Origin of the sequence: Pseudomonas sp. B21-036, assembly GCF_024748925.1 — a bacterium.
GTDB lineage: Bacteria > Pseudomonadota > Gammaproteobacteria > Pseudomonadales > Pseudomonadaceae > Aquipseudomonas > Aquipseudomonas palmensis.
In genome coordinates this window covers 4,523,725-4,547,254 of sequence record NZ_CP087178.1, presented here as the reverse complement: position 1 = coordinate 4,547,254, position 23,530 = coordinate 4,523,725, and the positions used below count along the sequence as shown (strand labels likewise).

Sequence of the window (23,530 nt, the reverse complement as noted above, 5' to 3'; positions counted from 1 at the left end):
GAGCCGACGCTTACATCACCGGGTAATCGATGTACCCGACCGGGCCCTTGGAGTAGAACGTGTCAGGCCGTGGCTCGTTCAGCGGTGCATCCGCTTGCAGCCGTGCCGGCAGGTCGGGGTTGGCAATGAACGGCACGCCGAAGGCCACCGCATCGGCCGTGCCGTTGGCAATGGCAGCATTCGCACTGGCCTTGTCGAAGCGTTCGTTGGCGATGTACGGCCCGCCAAACGCCTCTTTGAGCAACGGCCCGATGCTGTCTTCGGCCACTCGCTCACGCGCACAGATGAAGGCGATGCCACGTTTGCCGAGCTCCCGCGCCACGTAGGTGAACGTCTCGGTCAGGTTGGCATCGCCCATGTCGTGCAGGTCGGCCCGTGGCGACAGGTGCACGCCCACGCGCTGCGCGCCCCACACGTCGATGAGCGCATCGGTCGCTTCCAGCAGCAGCCGTGCACGGTTCTCCAGCGAGCCACCGTACTCGTCGGTGCGCTGGTTGGTGCTGCTCTGAAGGAACTGGTCGATCAGGTAGCCGTTGGCCGCATGCAGCTCCACACCGTCGAAGCCGGCCGCCTTGGCGTTCTCGGCACCGATGCGGTAGGCCTCGATGATGTCGGCGATTTCCTCGGTTTCCAGCGCGCGCGGGGTGACGAATTCGGTGATCGGGCGCACCAGGCTCACATGCCCCTTGGGCTGCACCGCGCTCGGCGCAACCGGCGTTTCGCCGTTCAGGTACAGCGGGTGCGAGATGCGTCCCACGTGCCACAGTTGCAGGAAGATGCGCCCGCCAGCACCGTGCAGCGCCTTGGTCACGTTGGTCCAGCCACGCACCTGGTCGTTGCTCCAGATGCCCGGTGTGTCGGGGTAGCCCACGCCCAGCGGGGTCACCGAGGTGGCCTCGCTGAGAATCAGCCCGGCGCTGGCGCGCTGCACGTAGTACTCGGCCATCAGCGCGTTGGGTACGCGGCCTTCGTCGGCCCGGCAGCGGGTCAGCGGGGCCATGATGATGCGGTTGGGCAACTCGAGGTCGCCAAGGGTGATCGGGTCGAATAGCGTTGTCATGTGCGTGAACCTCGTGGCAATCAGTGAGTGGCAGGTGCCAGTTCGGCTTTGTTGCCGCCCTGGCTGAATGTGATAAGGGTGACGATCAGGGCCAGCACGGCCAGCGCCGCTGCCGCCAGGGGCACGCGGGTCAGGCCCAGGCCCTGGTCGATCACGGTGCCGCCGACCCAGGCGCCCAGCGCATTGCCCAGGTTGAAGGCACCGATGTTCAGGGTCGACACCAGGTTCGGTGCCGCCTTGCCGAAACTCACCACGTTGACCTGCAGGGCCGGCACGGCGGCGAACGCGGCGGTGGCCCAGAGGAACAGGGTGATCTCGGCCGGAATCAGCGCGGTACTGGTCCAGCTCAGGGCGGTGGAGATGACCGCCATGGCGGCGAACACGCCCATCAGCGTGGCGGCCAGGCGACGATCGGCCAGCTTGCCGCCCAGGATGTTGCCCAGGGTCAGGCCCAGGCCGATCAGCAGCAGGGTCCAGGTCACGCCGCGTGGCGACACGCCGGTGACATCACCCAGCAACGGCGCCACATAGGTGAACAGGGCGAACATCGAGGCCGAGAACAGCACGGTCATCGACAGCGACAGCCAGATACCGGCGCCCTTGAGCGCAGCCAGCTCGGCACGCATGTCGAGTTTCTCTTCGTCGCGCTTGATCGGCAGGAAGCGGATCAGGCCGATCAGCGCGATCACGCCGATCACGGTCACTGCCCAGAACGTCGAGCGCCAGCCGTACACCTGGCCCAGCGCGGTACCCAGTGGCACGCCCAGCACGTTGGCCAGGGTCAGGCCGGCGAACATCAGCGCCACGGCCGAGGCGCGGCGGTTGGCCGGAACCAGGTTGGCCGCCACCACCGAACCGATGCCGAAGAAGGCGCCGTGGCACAGCGCGGTGACCACGCGGGCAAACATCAGCACGTTGTAGTCGGTGGCCAGGGCGCACAGCAGGTTGCCGATGATGAATACCCCCATCAGCGCCACCAGTGCGGCCTTGCGCGGCAGCCGGGCGGTGGCCAGGGCCATGAACGGCGCGCCGATGGCCACGCCCAGCGCGTAGCCGGTCACCAGCCAGCCGGCACCGGGGATCGACACACCCAGGTCGCTTGCCACATCCGGTAGCAGGCCCATGATGACGAACTCGGTGGTACCGATGGCGAAGGCGCTCAGCGCCAGGATCAACAGCGAAAGGGGCATTGCAAGGTCCTTGTCAGAGCTCTTGGCTCATCTGCTGGAGGAAGGCCTGGATGGTTTCCTCGTTGCGTTTGAAGAAGTGCCACTGGCCTATCTTCTGGCTGCTGATCAGCCCCGCGCGCTGCAAGGTGGCCAGGTGGGCCGAGACCGTGGACTGCGACAGGCCGCAGCGTTGGTCGATCTGCCCGGCGCACACACCGTGTTCGGTGCTGTGGTGCTGGTCGGGGAAGCAGGCTTGCGGGTCTTTCAACCAGTTCAGGATTTCTCGCCGTACTGGGTGGGCCAGGGCTTTTATTATTTCGTCGAGATCAAGAGGCATGGGTGGGCTCGTGGTGGGTATAGCGTTATATCGCGATGGGGCGAAATATAAATCGGTATTTCGCGATATACAAATATGATTTGGTTCTGGCGTGCGCATGAATCGCTATATCGGGTTATAACGATATTCAAGCGGGCAAGCGGTGCTAGACTGCGGCCTATGAACTACCTCGCACACCTTCACCTGGGCGGCCAGCAGCCCGAACAACTGCTCGGCAGCCTGTACGGCGACTTCGTCAAGGGGCCGTTGCAGGGGCGCTTTGCCCAGCCGCTGGAAGCCGCCATCCGCCTGCACCGCCAGATCGACGTGTACACCGACAGCCACCCGCGGGTACTGGCGGCGCTGGCGCGTTTTCCGCGCGAGCGGCGCCGTTATGCCGGGATCATCCTCGATGTGTTTTTCGACCACTGCCTGGCGCTGCACTGGCACGACTATGCCCGGCAGCCGCTGAGCCAGTTCACCGGGCGCGTGTACCAGGTGCTGGCGGCCGAGCCCGAGCTGCCCGGGCGCCTGGCGCAGATTGCGCCGTACATGGCGGCGGACGACTGGTTGGGCTCGTACCGCGAGTTCGCGGTGCTTGAACAGGTGTTCAACGGTATCGCCCGGCGCCTGTCACGCCCCGAGGGTATGGCAGGCGCGATGCAGGAGGTACAGGCGCTGTACGGCCCGCTGATGGAAGACTTTCGCCACTTCTACCCCGAACTGCAGGGCTTTGCGGCCGACGCTCAGGCCGCCTTGGCGCGGCGCTGAGGCTGGGCGCCGAACAACGCCGTGTGGATCGCCAGCTGGGCATTGAACGCCAGTGCCGCACGTTCCTGGCCGGCGCTCTGGATGGGCGCCAGCAGGTGGATCTGCACCTCGCCACAGTCGTGGGCAAACAGGCGCAGCAGGTGCGAAAGCAGGTCGTCATCGCCCACGAACGGCGCGATGGGGTCGGGCTTGCCGCCCCGCAGGTAGCGCACGGCCACCGGTTGCACGGGCGTGGCGGTGTCGATCGCGCTGGCCAGCAGGCGCCCGTGGAAGGTGCGCAGGCTGCGCCCGTCGGTGGTGGTGCCTTCGGGGAAGATCAGCACCGGGCAGGCCTGTTGCAGGTGCCGCGCGATCTGCTGGCGCAGCAGCTGGCTGTCGCCGCCGCCGCGGCGGATGAACAGGGTGCCGGCCTTGAGCGCGAGCCAGCCGGCTACCGGCCACTGGCGCACCTCGGCCTTGGACAGGAACGACATCGGCGCGAGCATGCCCAGCAGCGGGATGTCGGTCCACGACACGTGGTTGCTGACCCACAGCATCGGTTGCTGCGGGCGGTTGCCGATCACCGTGACCTTGAACGGCAAGGCCCGGGCAAGCCGGGCCATGAACAATTGCGACCAGCGCTGGCGGCGGTCGTCGGGAGTACTCAGGTGCAGGCGCTCGTACAGGCTGAACAGGCTGGCCATGCCCAGCCCGAACAGCACCACCAGCAGCACCCGGACGATTCGCGCATACACGCGCAGGCGTTGCATCACACCGCCGCCTTGAAGTGGCGGGCGTAGCGTGGGCACAGCTCGTCGCGCTTGAGCAGGATGAACACGTCGGCCACCTGGAAGTCTTCGTCCCAGCACGGCTCGCCGCAGATCTTGGCTCCCAGGCGCATGTAGGCCTTGAGCAGCGGCGGCATCTCGGCGATGACGTTGCCGGGCAGTGCCAGGCTGGGCAGCGGGTTCTTCGGTTCGGCGCGCAGGTGCTCGGTGCACAGGTAGCGCTCGCGCAGGCGTTGCATGATCGCGTGGGCCTGCACGCCGCCGTCCTGCATGGGGATGCTGGCGCACCCCATCAGGTAGCTGTAGCGGCCCTCGTTGAGTACCTCGGCAAGCTCGCCCCACAGCACCGCGATGGTGCCGCCGTTGCGGTAGGCCGGGTCGACGCAGGTGCGCCCCAGTTCAAGGATGGGACCCTGCAGATGGCCCAGGCCATGCAGGCTGAACTCCTCTTCGCTGTAGAAGCGCCCCAGGCTGCTGGCGGCCTGGTGGTCGAGCAGGCGGGTGGTGGCCACCAGGTGCCCGCTGTTGAGGTCGCGTACGCCGATGTGCTGGCAGTGGATGTCGTAGTCGTCCATGTCCAGCCCGTGTTCGGCGCCTTTGAGCCTGGCCTTGAATTCGCTGCTGAACACGCGAAAGCGCAATGCCTGGGCTTCGTGCAGCGCGGCGGGGCCGACCAGGCGCTCGGCCTGCAGACGGCGTTCGTTACGGGTGTCGCCAGGGCATGCAGTCAGGGTCATTGCGAGTCTCCATAAGCCAGCCATGGGGTTGCGGCCGGTCGACTATGTTGTGCAAGCTCAGCCTAGGTAGACGCGGTGTCACCCCCATGAAGCTTTGGTGATGCTTGTATGACAGCCCTCAAGGAGCACGCCGATGGCCTGGCTGCAGCGACTCAACGACCCCATTCCGCCCTTGGCAACCGATAACCTGGGCGACACCTACGCCAGCCTGCTGGAGCAGCTGGGCACGGTCAGCCCGTTCGAGCTGGCAGTGCTGGGCGGGCAAGCCATGCCGACCCCGGGGCTGGCGTTTCTGGTGGGCTACCAGGCCGCCTTGCGCGTGCTGTGGCCCAGCGCTCCGGCGGGCCTCGGCGCCCTGTGTGCGAGTGAGCGGCGCAGCGTGCGCGCCGCCGACATGGGCATGCGCCTGGCGCTCGACACGCTGCGCCTGAGCGGCAGCAAGGATTTCGTCACCGCCGGGCCGGACGCCGACTGGCTGCTGGTGGCGGCGCGCTGCGAAGCACCGGGCCAGGCGCCTCGGCTGAGCCTGGCGGTGGTGTACCCGGGGGAGCCCGGTGTGCGCGTGGAGCCCTTGCCGAGCCTGCCGTTGATGCCTGAGGTCGGGCATGCCCGCCTGCACCTTGAACAGGCCCTGTGCGAACGCCTGGCCGGTGACGGCTGGGATGCCTACGTCAAGCCGTTCCGCTCGCTGGAAGACCTGTACGTGCTCAGCGCCCTGAGCGCCTGGCTGTACGGGGTAGGCCGCGCCAATGCCTGGCCGCAGGGGCTTTTGCTGCGCCTGATCGGGCTGCTGGCCGGGTGTGCCGAAGGCAGCCGGCAATGCGCCGATTCGGCGGCGTTCCACCTGTTGCTGGGCGGACTGTTCGCGCAGTTCTCGCAACTGAGCGGCGAGCTCGACCAGGCGCTGACGAGCACGCCGGGGCCCTGGGCCGAGCTGTGGCAGCGCGACCAGGGCATCCTGCAGATCGCCAGCGCGGCGCGGGCCAGGCGCCTGGCCAAGGCATGGGCCGGCAGCGGGCTGGCCTGAGGTTGCCGGGCTGCCCGCATGGCCACAGGCTGTCGCTTGCTGCCGTGCGGGCAGGCGGGTAATGTTGGCGGCTTTACGCTTTCAGGAACCTGCATGTTCAGCCTGCCCCGAATCGCTCTCGCCCTGCTGGCCCTGGCGAGCCTGCCTGCCCAGGCCAACTGGCACCTGGACGGCGAATCGTCGCGCCTGTCGTTCATCACCAGCAAGAACGGCAACGTGTCCGAGGTGCATCGCTTTCTGGTGCTGCATGGCAAGGTCGATCGCAAGGGTGCGGCCGAGCTGCAGATCGAGATGGACTCGGTCAGCAGCGGCATCCCGCTACGTGACGAGCGCATGCGCAACGACCTGTTCGAGGTGGCCAAATACCCCGACGCGACCATCCAGGCGCAGATCGACCTGCGTCCGATCAACGACCTGGCCAACGGTGCCCAGGTCGAACTGCGCCTGCCGGTGACCGTCAACCTGCACGGCAAGACCCACAGCTACAACGCGCAGCTGCTCGCCACCCGGCTCGACGAGCGGCGTTTCCAGGTGGTGACCCTGGAGCCGCTGGTACTGAGCGCCGATCACTTCGACCTGCTGCCCGGCCTCAAGACGTTGCAGAAGCTCGCCGGGCTGCAGTCGATCAACCTGTCGGTGCCGGTGGGTGCGGTACTGATCTTCACGGCGCGCTGAAATGGCCGGGCCGGTGTTTCCATGGCGTGCCGGCAACCAGTTCGAACTGCTGATCGACGGCCCGCAGTTCTTCCCGCGCATGCTGCAGACGATCATGGGTGCCGAGCACCAGGTCGACCTGGAGCTGTACCTGGTCGAGGCCGGGGCGTGTGCCGAGGCCATGGTGCAGGCGCTGGTGCAGGCCGCCGAGCGCGGCGTGCGGGTACGCTGCCTGTTCGATGACTACGGCTCGCTGGCCTTTACCTTGAGCCTGCGTCAGCGCCTGCTGGGCGCCGGCGTTGAGTTGCGCTGGTACAACCGCCTGCGTTGGCGCCGGGGGCTGCGCAACCTGTACCGCGACCACCGCAAGCTGCTGCTGGTGGACCAGGCCTGGGCGGTGGTCGGCGGCACCGGGGTCACCGACCAGTTCTGGACACCGGGCGAGCCGGTCAGCGAATGGCACGAGGTGATGGTGCAGATGCAGGGGCCGCTGGTGGCCGACTGGCAGATGCTGTTCGATCGCCAGTGGCGTTCCAACCTGCGCCGCACCGCGTGGCGCCCACCCACCCATTTCGGCCTGGCGCACCTGCCGCGGGTGCCGGTTGCAGGCCCGGGCCTGGGCCGGGTGGCCTATGCCGACGCCCGCCAGCACCGCGACATCCTGCAGTCGCTGGTGCGTGCGCTGATCAGCGGCAAGCGTCGTATCTGGCTGGCCACGCCGTATTTTCTGCCCACCTGGAAGGTGCGCCGGGCTTTGCGCCGCGCGGCCGCGCTGGGCATCGATGTGCGCCTGCTGCTGACCGGCCCGCGTACCGACCATCCTTCGGTACGCTATGCCGGTCATCGCTATTACCCGCGCCTGCTGCGGGCAGGGGTGAAGATATTCGAATACCAGCCATGCTTCCTGCACCTGAAGATGGTGCTGGTGGACGACTGGGTGAGCATTGGCTCATGCAATTTCGACCACTGGAACCTGCGTTTCAACCTTGAGGCCAACGTCGAGGCCATCGACCCGCAACTGACCGCCGACGTGGTGGCGAGCTTCGAGCGCGACTTTGCCCTGAGCCGCCAGGTCGACCTGGACGACTGGCAGGCGCGGCCGCTGTGGCGGCGTGTGAAACAGCGTATCTGGGGCTGGCTGGACCGGGTGGTGGTCAACCTGCTGGACCGGCGCGACTGAGGTTCTTTCGATTTTCCCCCGCATCAGAAGGAGTTGACGAAATGGCAGCGAAAAAGATTCTCATGCTGGTCGGCGATTACGTCGAAGACTATGAAGTGATGGTGCCGTTCCAGGCGCTGCAGATGGTTGGCCACACGGTGCATGCGGTGTGCCCGGGCAAGTCGGCCGGGCAGTCGGTACGTACCGCCATCCATGACTTCGAGGGCGACCAGACCTACAGCGAGAAGCCGGGGCACAACTTTGGCCTGAACTTCGATTTCGCCCAGGTGCGTGCCGAAGACTACGACGCGCTGGTGATCCCGGGCGGGCGTGCGCCGGAGTACCTGCGCCTGAATGAAGAGGTGCTGCAACTGGTGCGCGCCATCGACCAGGCGGGCAAGCCGATTGCGGCGGTGTGCCATGGGGCGCAACTGCTGGCGGCGGCCGGGGTGCTGGAGGGGCGCGAGTGCAGTGCGTACCCGGCGTGTGCGCCGGAGGTGCGCCTGGCAGGTGGGCGTTACGTCGAGATCGAGGTGACGGCGGCGCATGTGCAGGGCAACCTGGCCAGTGCGCCGGCCTGGCCTGCGCACCCGGCGTGGCTGGCGGGGTTCCTGGGGTTGCTGGGTACGCGCATTACCCTCTGAAAGCCTTCGCTGGCGTGCCGGCGAAGAGGCCGGTACAGGCAACAAAAAAGCGGCAAGGGATCACTCCCTTGCCGCTTTCAGCTTTCAGCTTGTAGCGCTGGCGCTTACTTCACTTCCACTGCCAGGCTTTGCGCGATCTTGCTCTGCCACAGCGCAGGCCCGGTGATGTGCACCGACTCGCCATTGCTGTCGACCGCAACGGTCACCGGCATGTCTTTCACGTCGAACTCGTAGATCGCTTCCATCCCCAGTTCGGCAAATGCCAGCACCTTGGATTTCTTGATCGCCTGAGCCACCAGGTAGGCAGCGCCACCCACGGCCATCAGGTACACGGCCTTGTTGTCCTTGATCGCGTCGATGGCGGTCGGGCCGCGCTCGGACTTGCCGATCATGCCCAGCAGGCCGGTCTGCTCCAGGATCTGACGGGTGAACTTGTCCATCCGCGTTGCGGTGGTCGGGCCTGCCGGGCCAACCACTTCTTCGCGCACCGGATCAACCGGGCCGACGTAGTAGATGAAGCGGCCCTTGAGGTCCACTGGCAGCTCTTCGCCACGGTTGAGCATCTCGACCATGCGCTTGTGCGCGGCGTCGCGGCCGGTCAGCATCTTGCCGTTGAGCAGGATGGTCTCGCCCGGCTTCCAGCTTTGCACGTCTTCCGGGGTCAGGGTGTCGAGGTTGACGCGACGGGCCGACGGGCCGGCTTCCCAGACGATTTCCGGGTAGGCGTCCAGCGACGGTGCTTCCAGCTCTGCAGGGCCGGAACCATCGAGCACGAAGTGCGCGTGACGGGTGGCTGCGCAGTTGGGGATCATGCACACCGGCAGCGAGGCTGCGTGGGTCGGGTAGTCCATGATCTTGACGTCGAGCACGGTGGTCAGGCCGCCCAGGCCCTGGGCGCCGATGCCCAGCTGGTTGACCTTCTCGAACAGTTCCAGGCGGATCTCTTCGATGCGGTTCTGCGGGCCACGGGCCTTGAGCTCGTGGATGTCGATGGACTCCATCAACACTTCCTTGGCCATCACCGCGGCCTTCTCGGCAGTACCGCCGATACCGATGCCGAGCATGCCCGGCGGGCACCAGCCGGCGCCCATGGTCGGAACGGTCTTGAGCACCCAGTCGACGATCGAGTCGGACGGGTTGAGCATGGCCATCTTCGACTTGTTTTCCGAACCGCCGCCCTTGGCCGCGACATCGACCTCGACCTTGTCGCCAGGGACGATCGAGTAGTGGATCACGGCCGGGGTGTTGTCCTTGGTGTTCTTGCGGGCACCTGCCGGGTCGGCCAGGATCGAGGCGCGCAGCACGTTCTCGGGCAGGTTGTAGGCGCGACGCACGCCTTCGTTGATCATGTCGTCCAGGCTCATGGTCGCGCCATCCCAGCGCACGTCCATGCCGACGCGCACGAACACGGTGACGATACCGGTGTCCTGGCAGATCGGCCGGTGGCCGGTGGCGCACATGCGCGAGTTGATCAGGATCTGCGCGATGGAGTCGCGCGCAGCCGGCGACTCTTCACGCAGGTAGGCCTCGTGCATGGCCTGGATGAAATCGACGGGGTGGTAGTACGAAATGAACTGCAGGGCGTCGGCAACGCTCTGAATCAGGTCGTCTTGCTTGATCACGGTCATGCAGCGCGCTCCTCTTAAAGACGGGAACATTCATTAAGGTATCGCGACGTTCACGGGCCGAGGCGTCGCAATGACCTTTCAAGGCGCGCCGACACGCAGTGGCCGACGCAAAAAGGCGCGGCAGTATAGCGCGCATCGCCTGCCGGTACACGCGCCAGTGCGGCCAACCATGGTCGCCTGCTGCCAGGCACTGTTTTTGCGTGGCAATTATTTCGAACACGTCCTACAGTACCGACTGCCCCCCGTCACAACCGCTGCCGCTCGGCTGCCTGGTGAGTCACCCGTGACCGAAACCGCTCTGCAAAAGCTTCTTCTCAAGCGTTTCCTGCTGGCTGCCGGCAGTTACCTGCTGGTGCTGCTGCTGGCCTGGGTCGCCGTGCTGGGCGGGCATGTGCAGGCGCCGGTGCCGGTCATCGGCGCGAGCAGTGTGCTGCTGTTGCTCAACCTGGCGTGGCTGGGCTGGGTGTTTGCCAGTGGCGTCAACCTGCGCTGGCGCGACCCCAGCCTCACGGAGTTCCAGGTGCTGCTGGCAGCGGCCTGGCAAACCTGGCTGCTGGCCAACCTGGACCAGGCCCGTGGCACCTTCCTGGTGCTGTACCCGTTGATCCTGATGTTCGGCCTGTTCCACCTCAACGGCCGTTCGTTCACCCGCTGCGCGCTGGTGGTGCTGTGCAGCTTTCTCGGCCTGAACCTGTGGGAGTGGGGCAACGGGCGCCTGTCGGACCCGGCGCTGGCGGCGTTGCAGGTATGCACGCTGTTCGTGGTGCTGTGCTGGTTGTGCCTGTATGCCCGCTACGTGCAGGCCTCGCGCCAGCGCATGCGCCAGCGCCGCATCGCCCTGCAGGCGCACCAAGACACCCTGCGCGGCATGATGGGGCAACTGGAGGAACTGGTGGCCACCGACGAGCTGACCGGCCTGTTCAACCGCCGGCATTTTCTGCGCCTGGCCAGCGATGCCCTGGCCAGCATGCCCATGGGGAGCCGGCATGGCCTGGCGCTGATCGACCTGGACCATTTCAAGCGCATCAACGACGCCCACGGGCATGCGGTCGGCGACCGGGTACTGCAGGCCTTTGCCCAGGTTGCCAGCGAGCACCTGTGCGACGCTGCGGTGCTGGCCCGCTATGGCGGCGAGGAGTTCGTGCTGTTGTTGCCCGATTGCACGGCCCAGGCCCTGGAACATTGCTGCGAGCGTCTGCGTCAGGCCTTTGGTGCGTTGCCCTCGGCGGCGATGCAGGGGCAGGTGGGGCCCTTGAGCCTGTCGGTCGGCATGACCCTGCTGACAGCCGAGGATGACCTGGACAATGCATTGCACCGTGCCGACCAGGCGCTGTACCGCGCCAAGCGCAGCGGCCGAAATCGCTGTGTGCCGGCCTGGGAGGTGGTGGATGCCTGAGTTGTGCGTAGGTGAGCGCAGTTGGCAGGTGGCCGAGGGCAGCAACCTGCTGGATGCGCTGAACGAGGCTGGCGTGGGCGTGCCCTACAGCTGCCGGGCGGGGAGCTGCCATGCTTGCCTGGTGCGTTGTCTGGCGGGTGTGCCGGGTGATGCCAGGCCCGATGCGCTGAGTGAAGGCAAGCGCCTGGAGGGCTGGCGGCTGGCCTGCCAGTGTCGGGTCGAGAGTGACCTGCAGGTAGCGGTGTTCGACCCGGTGCGCGATGGGGCGCCGGCGCGGGTCGTCGCGCTGGACTGGCTGGGCGCGCAGGTGCTGCGGCTGCGCCTGCAACCGGACAGGCCGTTGCGGTATCAGGCGGGGCAGCATCTGGTGCTGTGGAGCGTGCAAGGTGTTGCGCGACCGTATTCGCTGGCCAGCGTGCCGGGCGAGGATGAATGGCTCGAATTTCACCTGGATTGTCGGCATGCCGGGGCGTTCTGCAGCGCGGCGCGGGGGTTGCAGGTGGGCGACCTGGTGCGCCTGGGGGAGTTGCGCGGTGGCGCGCTGCATTACGATCCGGACTGGCAGGCCCGGCCGTTGTGGCTGCTGGCGGCGGGTTCCGGGCTGGCGCCACTGTGGGGGATTGTGCGCGAGGCGCTGCGTCAGGAGCATCAGGGGGCGATCAGGGTGGTGCATGTGGCGAGCGAGGCGGGTGGGCATTACCTGCAGCGGGAGCTGGATGACCTGGCGCGGCGGTACCCGCAGGTGGAGGTGCAGTTGCTGATACCGGAGGAGTTGGGGCCGATGCGTCTGGCATCGCGTCAGACGATTGCGCTGGCTTGTGGCTCTGCGTCGAGTGTGGAGCGGTTTGCGCGTGGGATGTTTCTGGCGGGGTTGCCGCGTAATCAGCTGTTTGCGGATGTATTCGTGGGGCATGCCTGAGCTCCTGTTCCCATAAGGAGGTACTGCAGGCTCCTGCGGCGTTTGCGCTGGCCTTGGCTCTGGCTCTGGCTCTGGCTCTGGCTCTGGCTCTGGCTCTGGCTCTGGCTCTTGATCTTGATCTTGATCTTGATCTGCTTTTGATTTTGATCTTCCGTCCCCCAGAAGGCCGAGTGGAGGTGTCGTGCAGGGGGCGGGGCGAAGCCCCTTCGGCGTTAGCCGAAGCGAGCGACTGTTAGAGTTGCTTGCAACTCGGGTCGCGTGCCCCCGGAGCGGCGCCGGAGGGAGGGGACCCGTAGCGAAGCGTAGGGCCTGATGATGGACGGAGCGGTTTTGCTTACTTTTTCCAAGAAAAAAGTAAGCCGCTGTAAGAGCGGAAGGGGCCCTCGGCGTCTGTATTCATGTTGGATATGCTTGCTGTCATTGGAACCACTGATCCAGAGTCGAGAGATTATCCAGCCTGGATGGCGACTCCACTCGGCCTTCTGAAGGGCCGGCAGATCAAAGCCAGCTCAAGATCACCGGCACCGGCGTATCGCACCCATAAAAAAGCCCCGCCATCAAGGCGGGGCTCTAGTGACAACCGGTCAGCTTCAGACCAACGGATCACCGACATGCAGAATCTTCATGCCATTGGTGCCACCGATGGTGTGGTAGCTGTCACCCTTGGTCAGGATGACCCAGTCACCTTGCTCGACCACGCCACGCTTGAGCAGCTCGTCCACCGCCGCCTGGCTGACTTGCTCCGGCGCCAGCGCCGCAGGGTCGAACGGTACGGTGTACACGCCACGGAACATCGCAACCCGCGCCTGGGTCTCGCGGTGCGGCGAGAAGGCGAAGATCGGGATCGACGAACGAATACGCGACATGATCAGCGGGGTGTAGCCACTCTCGGTCAAGGCAATGATCGCCTTCACACCCGGGAAGTGGTTGGCGGTGTACATGGCCGCCAGCGCGATGCTCTCGTCGCAACGGCTGAACTGCGTGCCCATGCGGTGGCTGGAGGTCTTGCTGGTAGGGTGCTTCTCGGCGCCCAGGCAGATCCGCGCCATGGCCTGTACCGCCTCGAGCGGGTAGGCACCGGCAGCACTCTCGGCCGACAGCATTACCGCGTCGGTGTAGTCGAGCACGGCGTTGGCCACGTCGGACACTTCGGCACGGGTCGGCATCGGGTTCTGGATCATCGACTCCATCATCTGGGTCGCGGTGATCACCGCCTTGTTGTGGCGGCGTGCATGCAGAATGATCTTCTTCTGGATGCCCACCAGCTCGGCGTCGCCGATTTCCACACCCAGGTCACCACGGGCCACCATCACTGCATCACTGGCGCGAATCAGGCCGTCGAGGGTCTCGTCGTCGGCCACGGCTTCGGCACGTTCGATCTTGGCCACCAGCCAGGCCGTACCACCGGACTCGTCACGCAGGCGACGGGCGTATTCCATGTCACTGGCATCACGCGGGAACGACACGGCCAGGTAGTCCAGGTCCATCTCGGCCGCCAGCTTGATATCGGCCTTGTCTTTCTCGGTCAGGGCCGGGGCGGTCAGGCCGCCGCCGCGACGGTTGATGCCCTTGTGGTCCGACAGCGGGCCGCCGATCAGCACCACGCAGTGCAGGGCGTCAGCGCTGGCGGTTTCGACGCGCATGACCACGCGGCCGTCGTCGAGCAGCAGTTCGTCACCCACGCCGCAGTCCTTGACCAGGTCCGGGTAGTCGATGCCGACGATATCCTGGGTGCCTTCGGTGAGCGGGTGAGCCGTGGAGAAGGTGAAGCGGTCGCCGACCTTGAGTTCGATTCGCTTGTTGGCAAACTTGGCAATGCGGATCTTCGGCCCTTGCAGGTCGCCCAGCAGCGCGACGTGGCGGCCATGCTTGGCAGCGATGTCACGGATCATGCGGGCGCGAGCCTTGTGCTCGTCCGGGGTGCCGTGCGAGAAGTTCAAGCGAGCGACGTCCAGACCCGCAAGGATCAGTTGCTCGATAACTTCCGGCGAGTTGCTGGCGGGGCCAAGGGTGGCGACAATTTTGGTGCGGCGGATGGTCATGCACAGACTCCTGTAGTGAAGCGCAGCGAAAGGCTACTCCGGAAAATCGCTGTAGTCATTGTTCCTTTGCACTACCTTGGTGGGAGGAGGAGGGGCGGTTGAACGAGTGGCAAGCGGCAAGCGCAATGCAGTCCGCTTGCCGCTGTTCCTCCTATAGCTTTCAAGGAAAGCGCCGATACACTGCTCAGTAGAGGAGACCCCCCATGCGAGCCTTGATCGTTTTAGCCCTGGCGACCAGTGTCGTCGGTTGCACCCGCTGGTCGATGGACCATCACCTGAACAATGCCTACCGCGCCTATGATCGCGGCAACTGCGAGCAGGTCATGCTCGAGCTGTCGCAGGTCGACCGCACCAGCCGTGCGCGCCCGTTCATCCACCCCGAGGCGTCGATGCTGCGCGGTCAGTGCCTGGAGCGCCAGAAGCTCTATGTGGATGCGGCGCAGACCTACCAGTACATCATCACCCAGTACCCGCGCAACGAGTACGCCTACCGTGCCCGCGCCCGCCTGCAGACCCTCGAGCAGCTTGGCCACTATCGCCCCAATGGCGAGCCGGCCATCGCCCGTCCGGCCAGCAGCACACCCTGGCGTTGATGGCCGCGCAACGACGTCGATACTGACGTTAATACTAAAGTGCGCGGGTCCGAATGTGACGGGGCAGTCAGGTTGCGCTAGGCTTGTGAGGTACATGCGGTACACCAGAACGATCCAGCGCGACCCTGCTCAAGGGTCTTCGACAGCGACTCCTATCATGTTTACCGAACGTCGAATCGAGCGTCACCTGCTCCCGTATTACCTCAAGGTCTTCAACCGGTTTACCGGGTTGCCCATCGGTTATCTGGGCAATGTGTCCGAAGACGGCCTGATGCTGATCAGCGACCTGCCACTGCTGGTGGGCCCCGATTTCGAACTGCAGCTCAAGGTGCCCGGGCGCGCCGGTGCGCTGCACGTGATCAACCTCACCGCCAGCTGCCTGTGGTGCCACGAAGACGAGAACCCGGGGCACTACGATTCCGGCTTCATGCTGCTGCAGGCCCCTCGCGAATACGACGAGCTGGTGTCGTCGCTGCGCAACTATTTCAGCTTCCACCCGTTGAGTGCGTCGGCCTGAGGTAGACTCCCGGCAGATTTTCTGTTCAGGACGACGCCGTGAGCTCCAGCATTTTCTGGCACGACTATGAAACCACCGGTATCAACCCGCGCAGCGACCGGCCCCTGCAGGTGGCAGGGGTGCGCACCGATCTGGACCTCAACGAGATCGAGCCGCCGGTCAACCTCTTCTGCCAACCCGCCGACGATATTCTGCCGCACCCTGCGGCGTGCCTGATAACCGGCATTACCCCGGCGCAGCTGGCCACCCAGGGCCTGTGCGAAGCCGAGTTCATGACCCGGGTGCACGCCGAGCTGGCGCGCCCGGGTACCTGCGGGGCCGGCTACAACTCGCTGCGTTTCGACGACGAAGTGACGCGTTACAGCCTGTATCGCAACTTTTTCGACCCCTATGCCCGCGAGTGGCAGGGCGGCAACAGCCGCTGGGACCTTATCGATGTGGTGCGCACTGCCTACGCCCTGCGCCCCGATGGCATCCAGTGGCCGCAGCGCGACGGCCAGGTGAGCCTGAAGCTGGAGTTGCTGACGGCGGCCAATGGCATCGATCACGGGCAGGCGCACGAGGCGCTTGCGGATGTGCGTGCCACGTTGGCAATGGCGCGCTTGATTCGCGAGAAGCAACCCAGGCTGTATGCATGGTTGTTCCAGTTGCGCAGCAAGCAGAAAGTCCTCGATCAAGTGCGTTTGTTGCAACCGCTTGTGCATATTTCCGGACGCTTTTCTGCGGCACGTAATTATCTTGGCGTGGTGCTGCCCCTGGCCTGGCATCCACGCAATCGCAATGCGCTGATTGTGTGCGACTTGCATCAGGATATCGCCCCATTGCTGACGGAAGATGCCGAAGTGTTGCGTCAGCGTCTGTACACCCGACGCGAGGAAATGTCCGAGGGACAATTGCCGGTACCGTTGAAATTAATTCAGATCAATCGCTGCCCGGTGGTCGCGCCCTTGAGTGTATTGCGCGGTGAAGATCAGCAACGCCTTGGCCTGGATATGACGTTGTATCAACAGCGTGCCGAGCAGTTGAGTGCCGCCCAGGCCGTGTGGCAGAACAAGTTGAGCGCTATTTATGACAGTCAGGAATTCGCCCCGAGCGAAGACCCCGAGCAACAGCTGTATGACGGATTTATCGGTGATCGCGACCGACGCCTGTGTGAACAAGTAAGAACCGTGGAGCCCGAGCAATTAGCCACGGGTCAGTGGATGTTCGACGATGCACGATTGCCGGAGTTGCTGTTTCGCTACCGTGCGCGCAATTTTCCGCAGACCTTGGATGCACAGGAGCGCCAGCGTTGGCTCGGGTTCTGCCAGCAGCGCCTGAGCGACCCGGCAATGGGCGCTCCGAATACCCTTGAAGGCTTCGAGCAGGCATTGCAGAGCGCCTGGCTGGATGCCGATGCCACGCAGCGCGAGTTGCTGGCGCAATGGCGAGCCCATGCCATGAACTTGCGCGAACGGTTTGCCCTGCAGTAATTGCAGGCAATAAAAAACGCCAGCATGCTGGCGTTTTGGGCTGACCTGTAACCGGGTTACAGTGTCCAGCGATTAACCGAGCAGGGTCGCCCAGCCTTCTACTACGTCACCACCCCACTTGGCTTTCCACTCTTTGAGTGTCTTGTGGTTGCCACCTTTGGTTTCGATGACTTCGCCATTGTGCGGGTTCTTGTATTGCTTGACCTTGCGTGCACGCTTGGTGCCGGTGGTTTTAACCGGGCCGCGAGGGGCCTTGTTCAGTTTGGCCTCAGGGTCCAGCAGAGCAATAATGTCGCGCAGCGACTTGGAGTACTCGCCCATCAGCTCGCGCAGTTTGGCTTCAAACTCCAGCTCGGTTTTCAGCTTGTTGTCTTCGGACAGGTTCTTCAGGCGGGCTTGCAGTTCTTTGATGGCTTCTTCGGTAGCGCGGTATTCGTTGATCAGGGACATGAGGTATTCCTTGGAGGGAAGGGACGCAGGACAGCGGTGCAGCAATAATAGTCAGACACTTAATACAAGTAAACATTAAACCGCCGTCATTGCGGAATACCTTCATAATTGAAAGGGTATTGTGACGAGATACTCCCAATTATCCGCTTCAATTGTTAAATAACTTTAATGTGCCCTTGACGAGGTGCAAGCCCAGGCTGGCTGCGGTGTGAGGTTGTGATACACGGTATGCAATCACTACTGCAGTTTTTCCGGGCAGTCGTTAGAATACGCGCCTTTGCGAACTCTGGAGCCCCTCTCATGCGCACCTATCGGCTGGTGATCGCTTGCCCCGACCGTGTCGGCATCGTCGCCAAAGTCAGTAATTTTCTGGCGTCCCATAACGGCTGGATCACCGAAGCGAGCCATCATTCCGATGACCTGAGCGGCTGGTTCTTCATGCGTCACGAAATCCGTGCCGATACCCTGCCTTTCGGCATCGAGGCGCTGCGCGAAGCGTTCGCGCCGATTGCCGAAGAGTTTTCGATGGTGTGGCGCATTACCGACACCGACCAGAAGAAACGCGTGGTGCTGATGGCCAGCCGCGAGTCCCATTGCCTGGCCGACCTGCTGCACCGCTGGCACAGCAACGAGCTGGACTGCGATATCCCGTGCGTGATCTCCAACCACAATGACCTGCGCAGCATGGTCGAGTGGCACGGCATTCCGTTCTACCACGTACCGGTCGACCCGCAGAACAAGCAGCCGGCATTTGCCGAGGTGTCGCGCCTGGTCAAGGAGCATGCCGCCGACGTGGTGGTGCTGGCGCGCTACATGCAGATCCTGCCGCCACAGCTGTGCCAGGAATACGCCCAGCAGGTGATCAACATTCACCACAGCTTCCTGCCGTCGTTCGTGGGGGCCAAGCCGTATCACCAGGCGTCGATGCGTGGCGTGAAGCTGATCGGCGCCACCTGCCACTACGTGACCGAAGAGCTGGATGCCGGCCCGATCATCGAGCAGGACGTGGTGCGTGTGAGCCACAGCGACAGCATCGAGGACATGGTGCGTTTCGGTCGCGACGTCGAGAAGATGGTGCTGGCCCGCGGCCTGCGCTATCACCTGGAAGACCGCGTGCTGGTGCACGGCAACAAGACGGTGGTGTTCTAGGACCGCACCGGCCCCTCGCCAGCCTTGCTGGCGAAGGGCACAACGCGTGTCTACCGCCGTGCCAGGCGCAACCGCTCCAGCAGCGGCTTGCCCAGCAGGCAGACGAACACCGGGCCGCCCACCACCAGATAGAAGTAATACGTCACCACCCGCCATATCAGAATCGCCGCAGCCGCGGTCGACTTGCCCACCATGGGCGTCAGCAGCGTCGCCGAGGTCAACTCCGCCGCGCCAGCCCCGCCGGGCAACAGGCTGAACTGGCCGGCACTCAGGGCGAGCATCTGCACCAGAAAGCTCGACACCCACTGCAGGTCTGCCCCCAGCCCGCGCAACACCAGGTACAGCACGCTGTAGCGCAGCGCCCAGTGCAGGCAGGTGAGCCCGAACACCAGCGCCAGTACCCGCTTGGGCAGGCGCCAGGTGGCGGCAAACGCGCGAAAGAAGTGCAGCACCTTGCGCGCCCAGCGTCGGCAGGTGGCGTCACGCACCTTCAACCGCCGCAGCAGCCGGCCCATCGCACGCATCAACCCGCGGCGCCAGCGCAGTATCGCCAGCCCCGCCAGCAGGGCGGCGAACATCATCAGCGCACTGGCCAGCAGCATGCCTTGCATGCTTGCGCTGAAGCGGTGGAACAGCATGTAGATGACAATCCCGAACATCGCGCACAGGAAGAACACCAGGTCATTGAGCTGGTCCATGGCGAACACCGCGCTGCTCTGGGCCGGGCGCACCCGGTGCCTGGCCAGCAGGGCCACCAGCGCCAGTGGCCCGCCGCTGCCGCCGGGGGTGGAGCAGATGGCGAACTCGGTGGCCATGATCACCCCCAGGCTGCGCACCCGCCCCAGCGCCGCCCCCTGGGTGCCGAGCAGCAGACGCAGGCGCAGGGCGTTGATGCACCAGCACAGCACGATCATGCCGAACAACCCCATCAGCAGCGCCAGCGGGAACCGCTGCAGGCGCGGCAGCAGGTCGCTGCCGCCCAGCAGCGTCGGTACCAGCAGCGCCAGCAGCAGGGCCAGCGTGAGCCAGCCCAGGCGAGTCATGCGCCGGGCCTGCTGGCCAGCCAGGCCATCTTGGTCATGGGGGTACGGCCCTGCTGCAGCAGTTGCTGCAGGGTGTCGAGCCAGTAGCGGCGCGAGTAGGCATGGCGCATGTCCACCGGGTGCAGCCCGAGGCGGATCGTGGCCGCCTGCTGCAGGCGTGCCCGGCGCGCCTCGCTGAGCACTTTCGACAGCCCGCGGCGCCAGGCACTGCGGGCGCTCCACACCAGCCCCGGGGCGTCGATGCGGCTGAAATCGGGCAGGCGGAACAGGTGCTGCGGGTCGCTGGTGTAGTGCAGCGGGGTTTCGCGCAGGGCCTGGCGAGTGCCTTCGCTCATCAGCCAGGCCGGGGCAACGAAGCCGGTCAGCGGCCAATCGCAGGCCTGGAACAGCTCGATCCCGGCATTCAGGCGATGCAGCGCCTGGGCCTGGCCCAGGGCGTAGAACTCACCCTCCCAGGTATAGATGCGGCGCATGAAGTACTCGCGCGGCGAACGTGGCGGCGGGCCGTCGTCGGCATGGTAGTAGCCATGCAGGGCCAGTTCGTCGCCCCGGCTCAGTCGCCGCTCCAGCACCTGGCGAAAGGCCGGGGCCTGCTGCACAGGGTTGCGCCGGTGGAAGTCGGGTACCACCAGCAGGGTCATGGGGATGTCGCCCAGGGCGTCCACGGCTTCGACGAAGGGCTGGTAGTCGGGCCAGGTTTCCGGGGCCACGTCGTGCAGCACCAGCAGCACGCTGGGGCGCTGGTTGTGCAGGTCAGGCTGTTCAGGCATGGGCGCGCACCGGTTGCTCGTGATGACCCAGCACGGCCCGATAGTGTTCGAGCAGGCCGCCGACCACCGTGTCCCAGGCGTAGTGCTGTTCGGCATGCCGGCGTGCCTGCTGCCCCAGTTGCGGTGCGCCGGCCTCGAACAGCTCGCGCACGGCGGCGGCCATCGCCTGGCCGTCGTTGGGCGTGCACAGCCGGCCGTAGCCCGGTTCGACGATTTCGGTAAAGGCCCCGGCCGCTACCGCCACCACCGGGATGCCGCTGGCCATGGCCTCGAGTATCACCAGCCCGAAGGTCTCCTGGTCGCCGGCGTGCAGCAGCGCATCGGCACTGGCCAAAAGGCGGGCGACCTGGGTGGCCGGGCAGAAGTGGTTGATGATGGTGACGTTGGCCGGCACGTTGCTGGGCATGTGCGAACCCACCAGCAGCAGGTGGTAGTGCTTGCCCAGGCGTTTCATGCAGTCCAGCAGCACGGGCAGGTTCTTCTCCCGGGAGCCGCGCCCGGCGAACACCAGCAGGCGCGTGGTGTCGGCCAGCCCCAGTTCGGCGCGCAGGCCGGGGTCGCGATGATCGGGGTGGAAGGTCTGCAGGTCCACCCCGAGGCGCTGTACATGCACATTGCCGATGCCCAGCCCGCGCAGCTTGTCGGCCATCACCTGGCTGGGCGCCAGCACCCGGTCGAAGTTGCCGTACAGCTTGCTGACATAGGCTTCGACATTGGGCGTGAACCAGTGGCCCATGCGGTTGCCGACCAGCAGCGGCAGGTCGGAATGATAGAACCCGATCACCGGCACATCGAGCTGGCGCCGTGCATCGAGCGCGGCCCAGGCGGTGAGGTAGGGGTCGCCCACTTCGATCAGGTCCGGTTGCAGGTCATGCAGCACGTTGCGCCAGGGCGCCAGACGCAGCGGGAAGCGGTAGCCATTGCCGAAGGGCAGGGCGGGGGCAGGCACCTGATAGATGCCATTGGCATGGCTGGCGCTGGCGCCGGGGATCAGCAGGCTGTGGCGAACGCCGGGGTTCAGGCCCAGGCGGCGGTGTTTGGCATCAAGATAGGTACGCACACCGCCACTGGCGGGGGCGTAGAACATGGTGATGTCAGCGATGTGCACGATCAGCATCCCTCCGAGACCGTCTTCAGGTTGTCATCGCGCATGGATATGCGGTGGATGACGCGCCCTAGGGTGGACCTCAGTGAAGGATAGTTTGTTCGATCATGTTGCGCGCCCGGCGAGCAAGCCGCCGGGCGCGCGCGGTCAGATGCGGAAGGTACCGACCAGGTGCTTGAGGCGGCCGGCCTGCTGTTCCAGGTCGGAACAGGCACGCAGGGTGGCCTGCAGGTTCTCCACGCCTTCCTGGTTGAGCATGTTGATTTCGTTGATGTCCATGTTGATCGACTCGACCACCGAGGTCTGCTCTTCGGTGGCGGTGGCCACCGACTGGTTCATGCCGTCGATCTCGCCGATACGCAGGGTGACGCTGCCCAGGCGTTCGCCGGCCTGGTTGGCGATCGAGACGCTGTCCTGGCTGTGGCGCTGGCTCTGGCTCATGGTGTCGACCGACTCGCGGGCGCCGACCTGCAGCTCTTCGATCATGCTCTGCACCTGTTGTGCCGACTCCTGGGTACGGTGGGCCAGGTTGCGCACTTCATCGGCCACCACGGCAAACCCGCGCCCGGCTTCACCGGCACGGGCCGCCTCGATGGCCGCGTTGAGGGCCAGCAGGTTGGTCTGTTGCGAGATGCTGGTGATCACTTCGAGGATCTGACCGATGTTCACGGTCTTGCTGTTGAGCGTCTCGATGTGCGAGCTGGAGGTGGAGATAAGGTCCGACAGACGGTTCATCGCCTGGATGCTGCGGTCTACCACCTGCTGGCCCTCTTCGGCCAGGTGGCGTGCAGAGCTGGCCTGCTGCGAGGCTTGCGCGGCGTTATGGGCGATTTCCTGGGCAGCGGCGCCCAGCTCGTTGATCGCGGCGGCCACGCTGTTGGTGCGGTTGGCCTGCTCGTCGGAGTTGACCATCGAGGAGTTGGAGGCGCTGACCACGCGCAGTGCCACTTCGTTGACCTGCTGGGTGGCCGAGGACACTTCGCGGATCGAGCTGTGGATACGCTCGACGAAGTGGTTGAAGGCGCGGCCCAGGGTGCCGAATTCGTCGTTGCTGTGGATGCTCAGACGCTTGGTCAGGTCGCCTTCGCCCTGGGCGATGTCTTCCATGGCGCGGGTCATGATGTGCAGCGGTTGCAGCAGCACGCGGATGAGCATGCCGAGCAGGGCGATGATGATGGCCACCGCAATCACGGTGACGATCACCGCCGAGGTGCGGAACTTGCTCAGCATCGCGTAGGCTTTTTCTTTATCGATCGAGAGACCGATGTGCCAGTTGGCCGATGGCAGGCCTTTGACCGGTGCGAAACTGAGGATACGGGTCTGGCCGTTGTTCTCGACCTCGGTCAGTTCCTTGGTCAGGCGCGGGGTGTTGTTCGGGTACAGGTCCGACAGCGACTTCATCACCAGGTCCTTGTCTGGGTGCACCAGGATCTTGCCTTGGTCGTTCACCAGGAACGCGTAGCCCATGCCGCCGAAATTCAGGGAGTTGATGATCTTGACCAGGGCGTCCAGCTCCATGTCGCCACCGACCACGCCCAGTTCGCGCGACACTGTGGCGTTCATGCCGATCACCATCTTGCCGGTACTGATGTCCAGGTAGGGTTCGGTCAGGGTCGGGCCGTTGGCCGCCATGCTGTCCTTGTACCAGTCGCGGATGCGCGGATCGTAGCCGTCAGGCATCTGGATCACCGGGCGCACGGTGAAGCCGCCGTCGGTCTTGCCCATGTACACCGTGATGAAGCTCGACGCCAGCACCTTCTGGTCCAGCAGCGAATCGAGGTTGCCGGGAGCTGCCGCGATGTTCTGTGCCAGGTTCTCTACCAGCAGCAGGCGTCCTTCGAAGAGGTTCTTGATGTTGGTCGAGGCGGCATCGCCCATTTCGCCGACATAGTTTTCCAGATCTTCGTGAATCGCATTACGCTGCAGGTAATCGTTGTAGAGAGTAAAGAGGGTGAAGGCCACAAGGACGATCAGGGAAGCAGCCAGCAAGATCTTATGGCTGAAACGGAAGCTTTTATTCATGGCGTATTGGGTCCGCTAAGGTCTTTATATCCGGGTCATTCGCACAAAGGCATCTTGAAAGCAGTGCAGTTCCCATGTCCTTGTCGGGCTTTTCCTGACTTTCTGGGTGAAACATCAACA

Annotated in this window: 23 protein-coding genes and 1 pseudogene; 11 read left to right on the top strand and 13 right to left on the bottom strand. The window is 64.8% G+C overall.

What is annotated here, in order from left to right; all coding sequences use genetic code 11:
* Positions 1 to 10: 10 nt before the first annotated feature.
* From LOY33_RS20545 to LOY33_RS20535, 3 genes are read right to left on the bottom strand one after another with little or no spacing between them, the layout of a single operon-like run.
* Positions 11 to 1,060, bottom strand: a complete 1,050-nt coding sequence (locus tag LOY33_RS20545; RefSeq protein WP_058540894.1) for an alkene reductase — start codon at positions 1,058 to 1,060, stop codon at positions 11 to 13.
* Between the two features lie 20 nt (positions 1,061 to 1,080).
* Positions 1,081 to 2,250, bottom strand: a complete 1,170-nt coding sequence (locus LOY33_RS20540) for an MFS transporter (protein WP_258659913.1) — start codon at positions 2,248 to 2,250, stop codon at positions 1,081 to 1,083.
* Between the two features lie 13 nt (positions 2,251 to 2,263).
* Positions 2,264 to 2,566 carry a helix-turn-helix transcriptional regulator gene (locus tag LOY33_RS20535; RefSeq protein ID WP_043862111.1) on the bottom strand — a complete coding sequence of 101 codons (303 nt, stop codon included), beginning with the start codon at positions 2,564 to 2,566 and terminating at the stop codon, positions 2,264 to 2,266.
* 159 nt (positions 2,567 to 2,725) lie between these two features.
* Here LOY33_RS20535 and LOY33_RS20530 point away from each other — a divergent pair, with 159 nt between their 5' ends.
* Positions 2,726 to 3,316, top strand: a complete 591-nt coding sequence (locus LOY33_RS20530; protein WP_043862112.1) for an ACP phosphodiesterase — start codon at positions 2,726 to 2,728, stop codon at positions 3,314 to 3,316.
* Here the strand turns inward: LOY33_RS20530 and LOY33_RS20525 are convergent.
* Positions 3,292 to 4,065, bottom strand: coding sequence for a lysophospholipid acyltransferase family protein (locus LOY33_RS20525; RefSeq protein ID WP_258659912.1), 774 nt, complete (start codon positions 4,063 to 4,065; stop codon positions 3,292 to 3,294). The genes LOY33_RS20530 and LOY33_RS20525 overlap by 25 nt on opposite strands.
* The gene (gene olsB / locus LOY33_RS20520) at positions 4,065 to 4,820 is read right to left on the bottom strand and encodes an L-ornithine N(alpha)-acyltransferase (protein WP_043862114.1); all 756 of its coding nucleotides are present in this window, start codon (positions 4,818 to 4,820) and stop codon (positions 4,065 to 4,067) included. The genes LOY33_RS20525 and olsB overlap by 1 nt, the downstream gene beginning before the upstream one ends.
* A 133-nt stretch (positions 4,821 to 4,953) precedes the next feature.
* On the opposite strand from olsB, the gene LOY33_RS20515 reads away from it, so the two are divergent.
* The 4 genes from LOY33_RS20515 to LOY33_RS20500 all read left to right on the top strand — a co-directional run bounded on the left by LOY33_RS20515 (position 4,954) and on the right by LOY33_RS20500 (position 8,304).
* Positions 4,954 to 5,847: an acyl-CoA dehydrogenase family protein gene (locus LOY33_RS20515; RefSeq protein WP_210014210.1), complete on the top strand. Its 894-nt coding sequence runs from the start codon at positions 4,954 to 4,956 to the stop codon at positions 5,845 to 5,847.
* A gap of 93 nt (positions 5,848 to 5,940) precedes the next feature.
* A complete protein-coding gene (locus tag LOY33_RS20510; RefSeq protein ID WP_043862116.1) occupies positions 5,941 to 6,522 on the top strand; it encodes a YceI family protein in 582 nt (193 codons plus the stop codon).
* A gap of 1 nt (position 6,523) precedes the next feature.
* Positions 6,524 to 7,681, top strand: a complete 1,158-nt coding sequence (locus LOY33_RS20505; RefSeq protein ID WP_054914815.1) for a phosphatidylserine/phosphatidylglycerophosphate/cardiolipin synthase family protein — start codon at positions 6,524 to 6,526, stop codon at positions 7,679 to 7,681.
* A gap of 41 nt (positions 7,682 to 7,722) precedes the next feature.
* Positions 7,723 to 8,304 (top strand): DJ-1/PfpI family protein, encoded by a 582-nt coding sequence (locus tag LOY33_RS20500; RefSeq protein ID WP_043862118.1) that lies wholly within the window; start codon positions 7,723 to 7,725, stop codon positions 8,302 to 8,304.
* Between the two features lie 104 nt (positions 8,305 to 8,408).
* Here the strand turns inward: LOY33_RS20500 and LOY33_RS20495 are convergent, their stop codons facing one another.
* Entirely contained in the window at positions 8,409 to 9,932 is a 1,524-nt protein-coding gene (locus LOY33_RS20495) for a fumarate hydratase (RefSeq protein WP_043862119.1), read from the bottom strand.
* A gap of 283 nt (positions 9,933 to 10,215) precedes the next feature.
* Here LOY33_RS20495 and LOY33_RS20490 point away from each other — a divergent pair, with 283 nt between their 5' ends.
* Positions 10,216 to 11,328, top strand: a complete 1,113-nt coding sequence (locus tag LOY33_RS20490; protein WP_043862120.1) for a GGDEF domain-containing protein — start codon at positions 10,216 to 10,218, stop codon at positions 11,326 to 11,328.
* Positions 11,321 to 12,247, top strand: coding sequence for an iron-sulfur-binding ferredoxin reductase (locus LOY33_RS20485; protein ID WP_229589906.1), 927 nt, complete (start codon positions 11,321 to 11,323; stop codon positions 12,245 to 12,247). The genes LOY33_RS20490 and LOY33_RS20485 overlap by 8 nt, the downstream gene beginning before the upstream one ends.
* Before the next feature lie 590 nt (positions 12,248 to 12,837).
* Here the strand turns inward: LOY33_RS20485 and pyk are convergent.
* Positions 12,838 to 14,289 carry a pyruvate kinase gene (pyk, locus tag LOY33_RS20480; protein WP_043862122.1) on the bottom strand — a complete coding sequence of 484 codons (1,452 nt, stop codon included), beginning with the start codon at positions 14,287 to 14,289 and terminating at the stop codon, positions 12,838 to 12,840.
* A gap of 203 nt (positions 14,290 to 14,492) precedes the next feature.
* Here pyk and LOY33_RS20475 point away from each other — a divergent pair, with 203 nt between their 5' ends.
* From LOY33_RS20475 to sbcB, 3 genes are all read left to right on the top strand, one after another.
* The gene (locus LOY33_RS20475) at positions 14,493 to 14,882 is read left to right on the top strand and encodes a tol-pal system YbgF family protein (protein ID WP_043862123.1); all 390 of its coding nucleotides are present in this window, start codon (positions 14,493 to 14,495) and stop codon (positions 14,880 to 14,882) included.
* Positions 14,883 to 15,039: 157 nt separating this feature from the next.
* The gene (locus tag LOY33_RS20470) at positions 15,040 to 15,399 is read left to right on the top strand and encodes a PilZ domain-containing protein (protein WP_043862124.1); all 360 of its coding nucleotides are present in this window, start codon (positions 15,040 to 15,042) and stop codon (positions 15,397 to 15,399) included.
* Between the two features lie 38 nt (positions 15,400 to 15,437).
* A complete protein-coding gene (sbcB, locus tag LOY33_RS20465) occupies positions 15,438 to 16,871 on the top strand; it encodes an exodeoxyribonuclease I (protein ID WP_043862125.1) in 1,434 nt (477 codons plus the stop codon).
* A 72-nt stretch (positions 16,872 to 16,943) separates the two neighbouring features.
* Here the strand turns inward: sbcB and mvaT are convergent, their stop codons facing one another.
* On the bottom strand, positions 16,944 to 17,321 hold the full coding sequence (mvaT, locus tag LOY33_RS20460) for a histone-like nucleoid-structuring protein MvaT (RefSeq protein ID WP_043862126.1): 378 nt from the start codon (positions 17,319 to 17,321) through the stop codon (positions 16,944 to 16,946).
* 300 nt (positions 17,322 to 17,621) lie between these two features.
* On the opposite strand from mvaT, the gene purU reads away from it, so the two are divergent.
* Complete coding sequence (purU, locus tag LOY33_RS20455; protein ID WP_043862127.1) at positions 17,622 to 18,470, top strand: formyltetrahydrofolate deformylase; 849 nt, start codon at positions 17,622 to 17,624, stop codon at positions 18,468 to 18,470.
* A 50-nt stretch (positions 18,471 to 18,520) separates the two neighbouring features.
* On the opposite strand, the gene LOY33_RS20450 is transcribed toward purU, so the two are convergent.
* The 5 genes and pseudogenes from LOY33_RS20450 to LOY33_RS26140 form a co-directional block, all read right to left on the bottom strand.
* A complete protein-coding gene (locus tag LOY33_RS20450; protein WP_054914811.1) occupies positions 18,521 to 19,513 on the bottom strand; it encodes a lysylphosphatidylglycerol synthase transmembrane domain-containing protein in 993 nt (330 codons plus the stop codon).
* On the bottom strand, positions 19,510 to 20,283 hold the full coding sequence (locus LOY33_RS20445) for a DUF2334 domain-containing protein (RefSeq protein ID WP_088515525.1): 774 nt from the start codon (positions 20,281 to 20,283) through the stop codon (positions 19,510 to 19,512). The genes LOY33_RS20450 and LOY33_RS20445 overlap by 4 nt, the downstream gene beginning before the upstream one ends.
* On the bottom strand, positions 20,276 to 21,400 hold the full coding sequence (locus LOY33_RS20440) for a glycosyltransferase family 1 protein (protein WP_054914809.1): 1,125 nt from the start codon (positions 21,398 to 21,400) through the stop codon (positions 20,276 to 20,278). The genes LOY33_RS20445 and LOY33_RS20440 overlap by 8 nt, the downstream gene beginning before the upstream one ends.
* A 135-nt stretch (positions 21,401 to 21,535) precedes the next feature.
* Positions 21,536 to 22,300, bottom strand: a complete 765-nt coding sequence (locus LOY33_RS26145) for a methyl-accepting chemotaxis protein (protein WP_370409115.1) — start codon at positions 22,298 to 22,300, stop codon at positions 21,536 to 21,538.
* A gap of 93 nt (positions 22,301 to 22,393) precedes the next feature.
* A pseudogene (locus tag LOY33_RS26140) lies at positions 22,394 to 23,410 on the bottom strand (cache domain-containing protein); the annotation flags it as partial.
* Positions 23,411 to 23,530 lie beyond the last annotated feature (120 nt).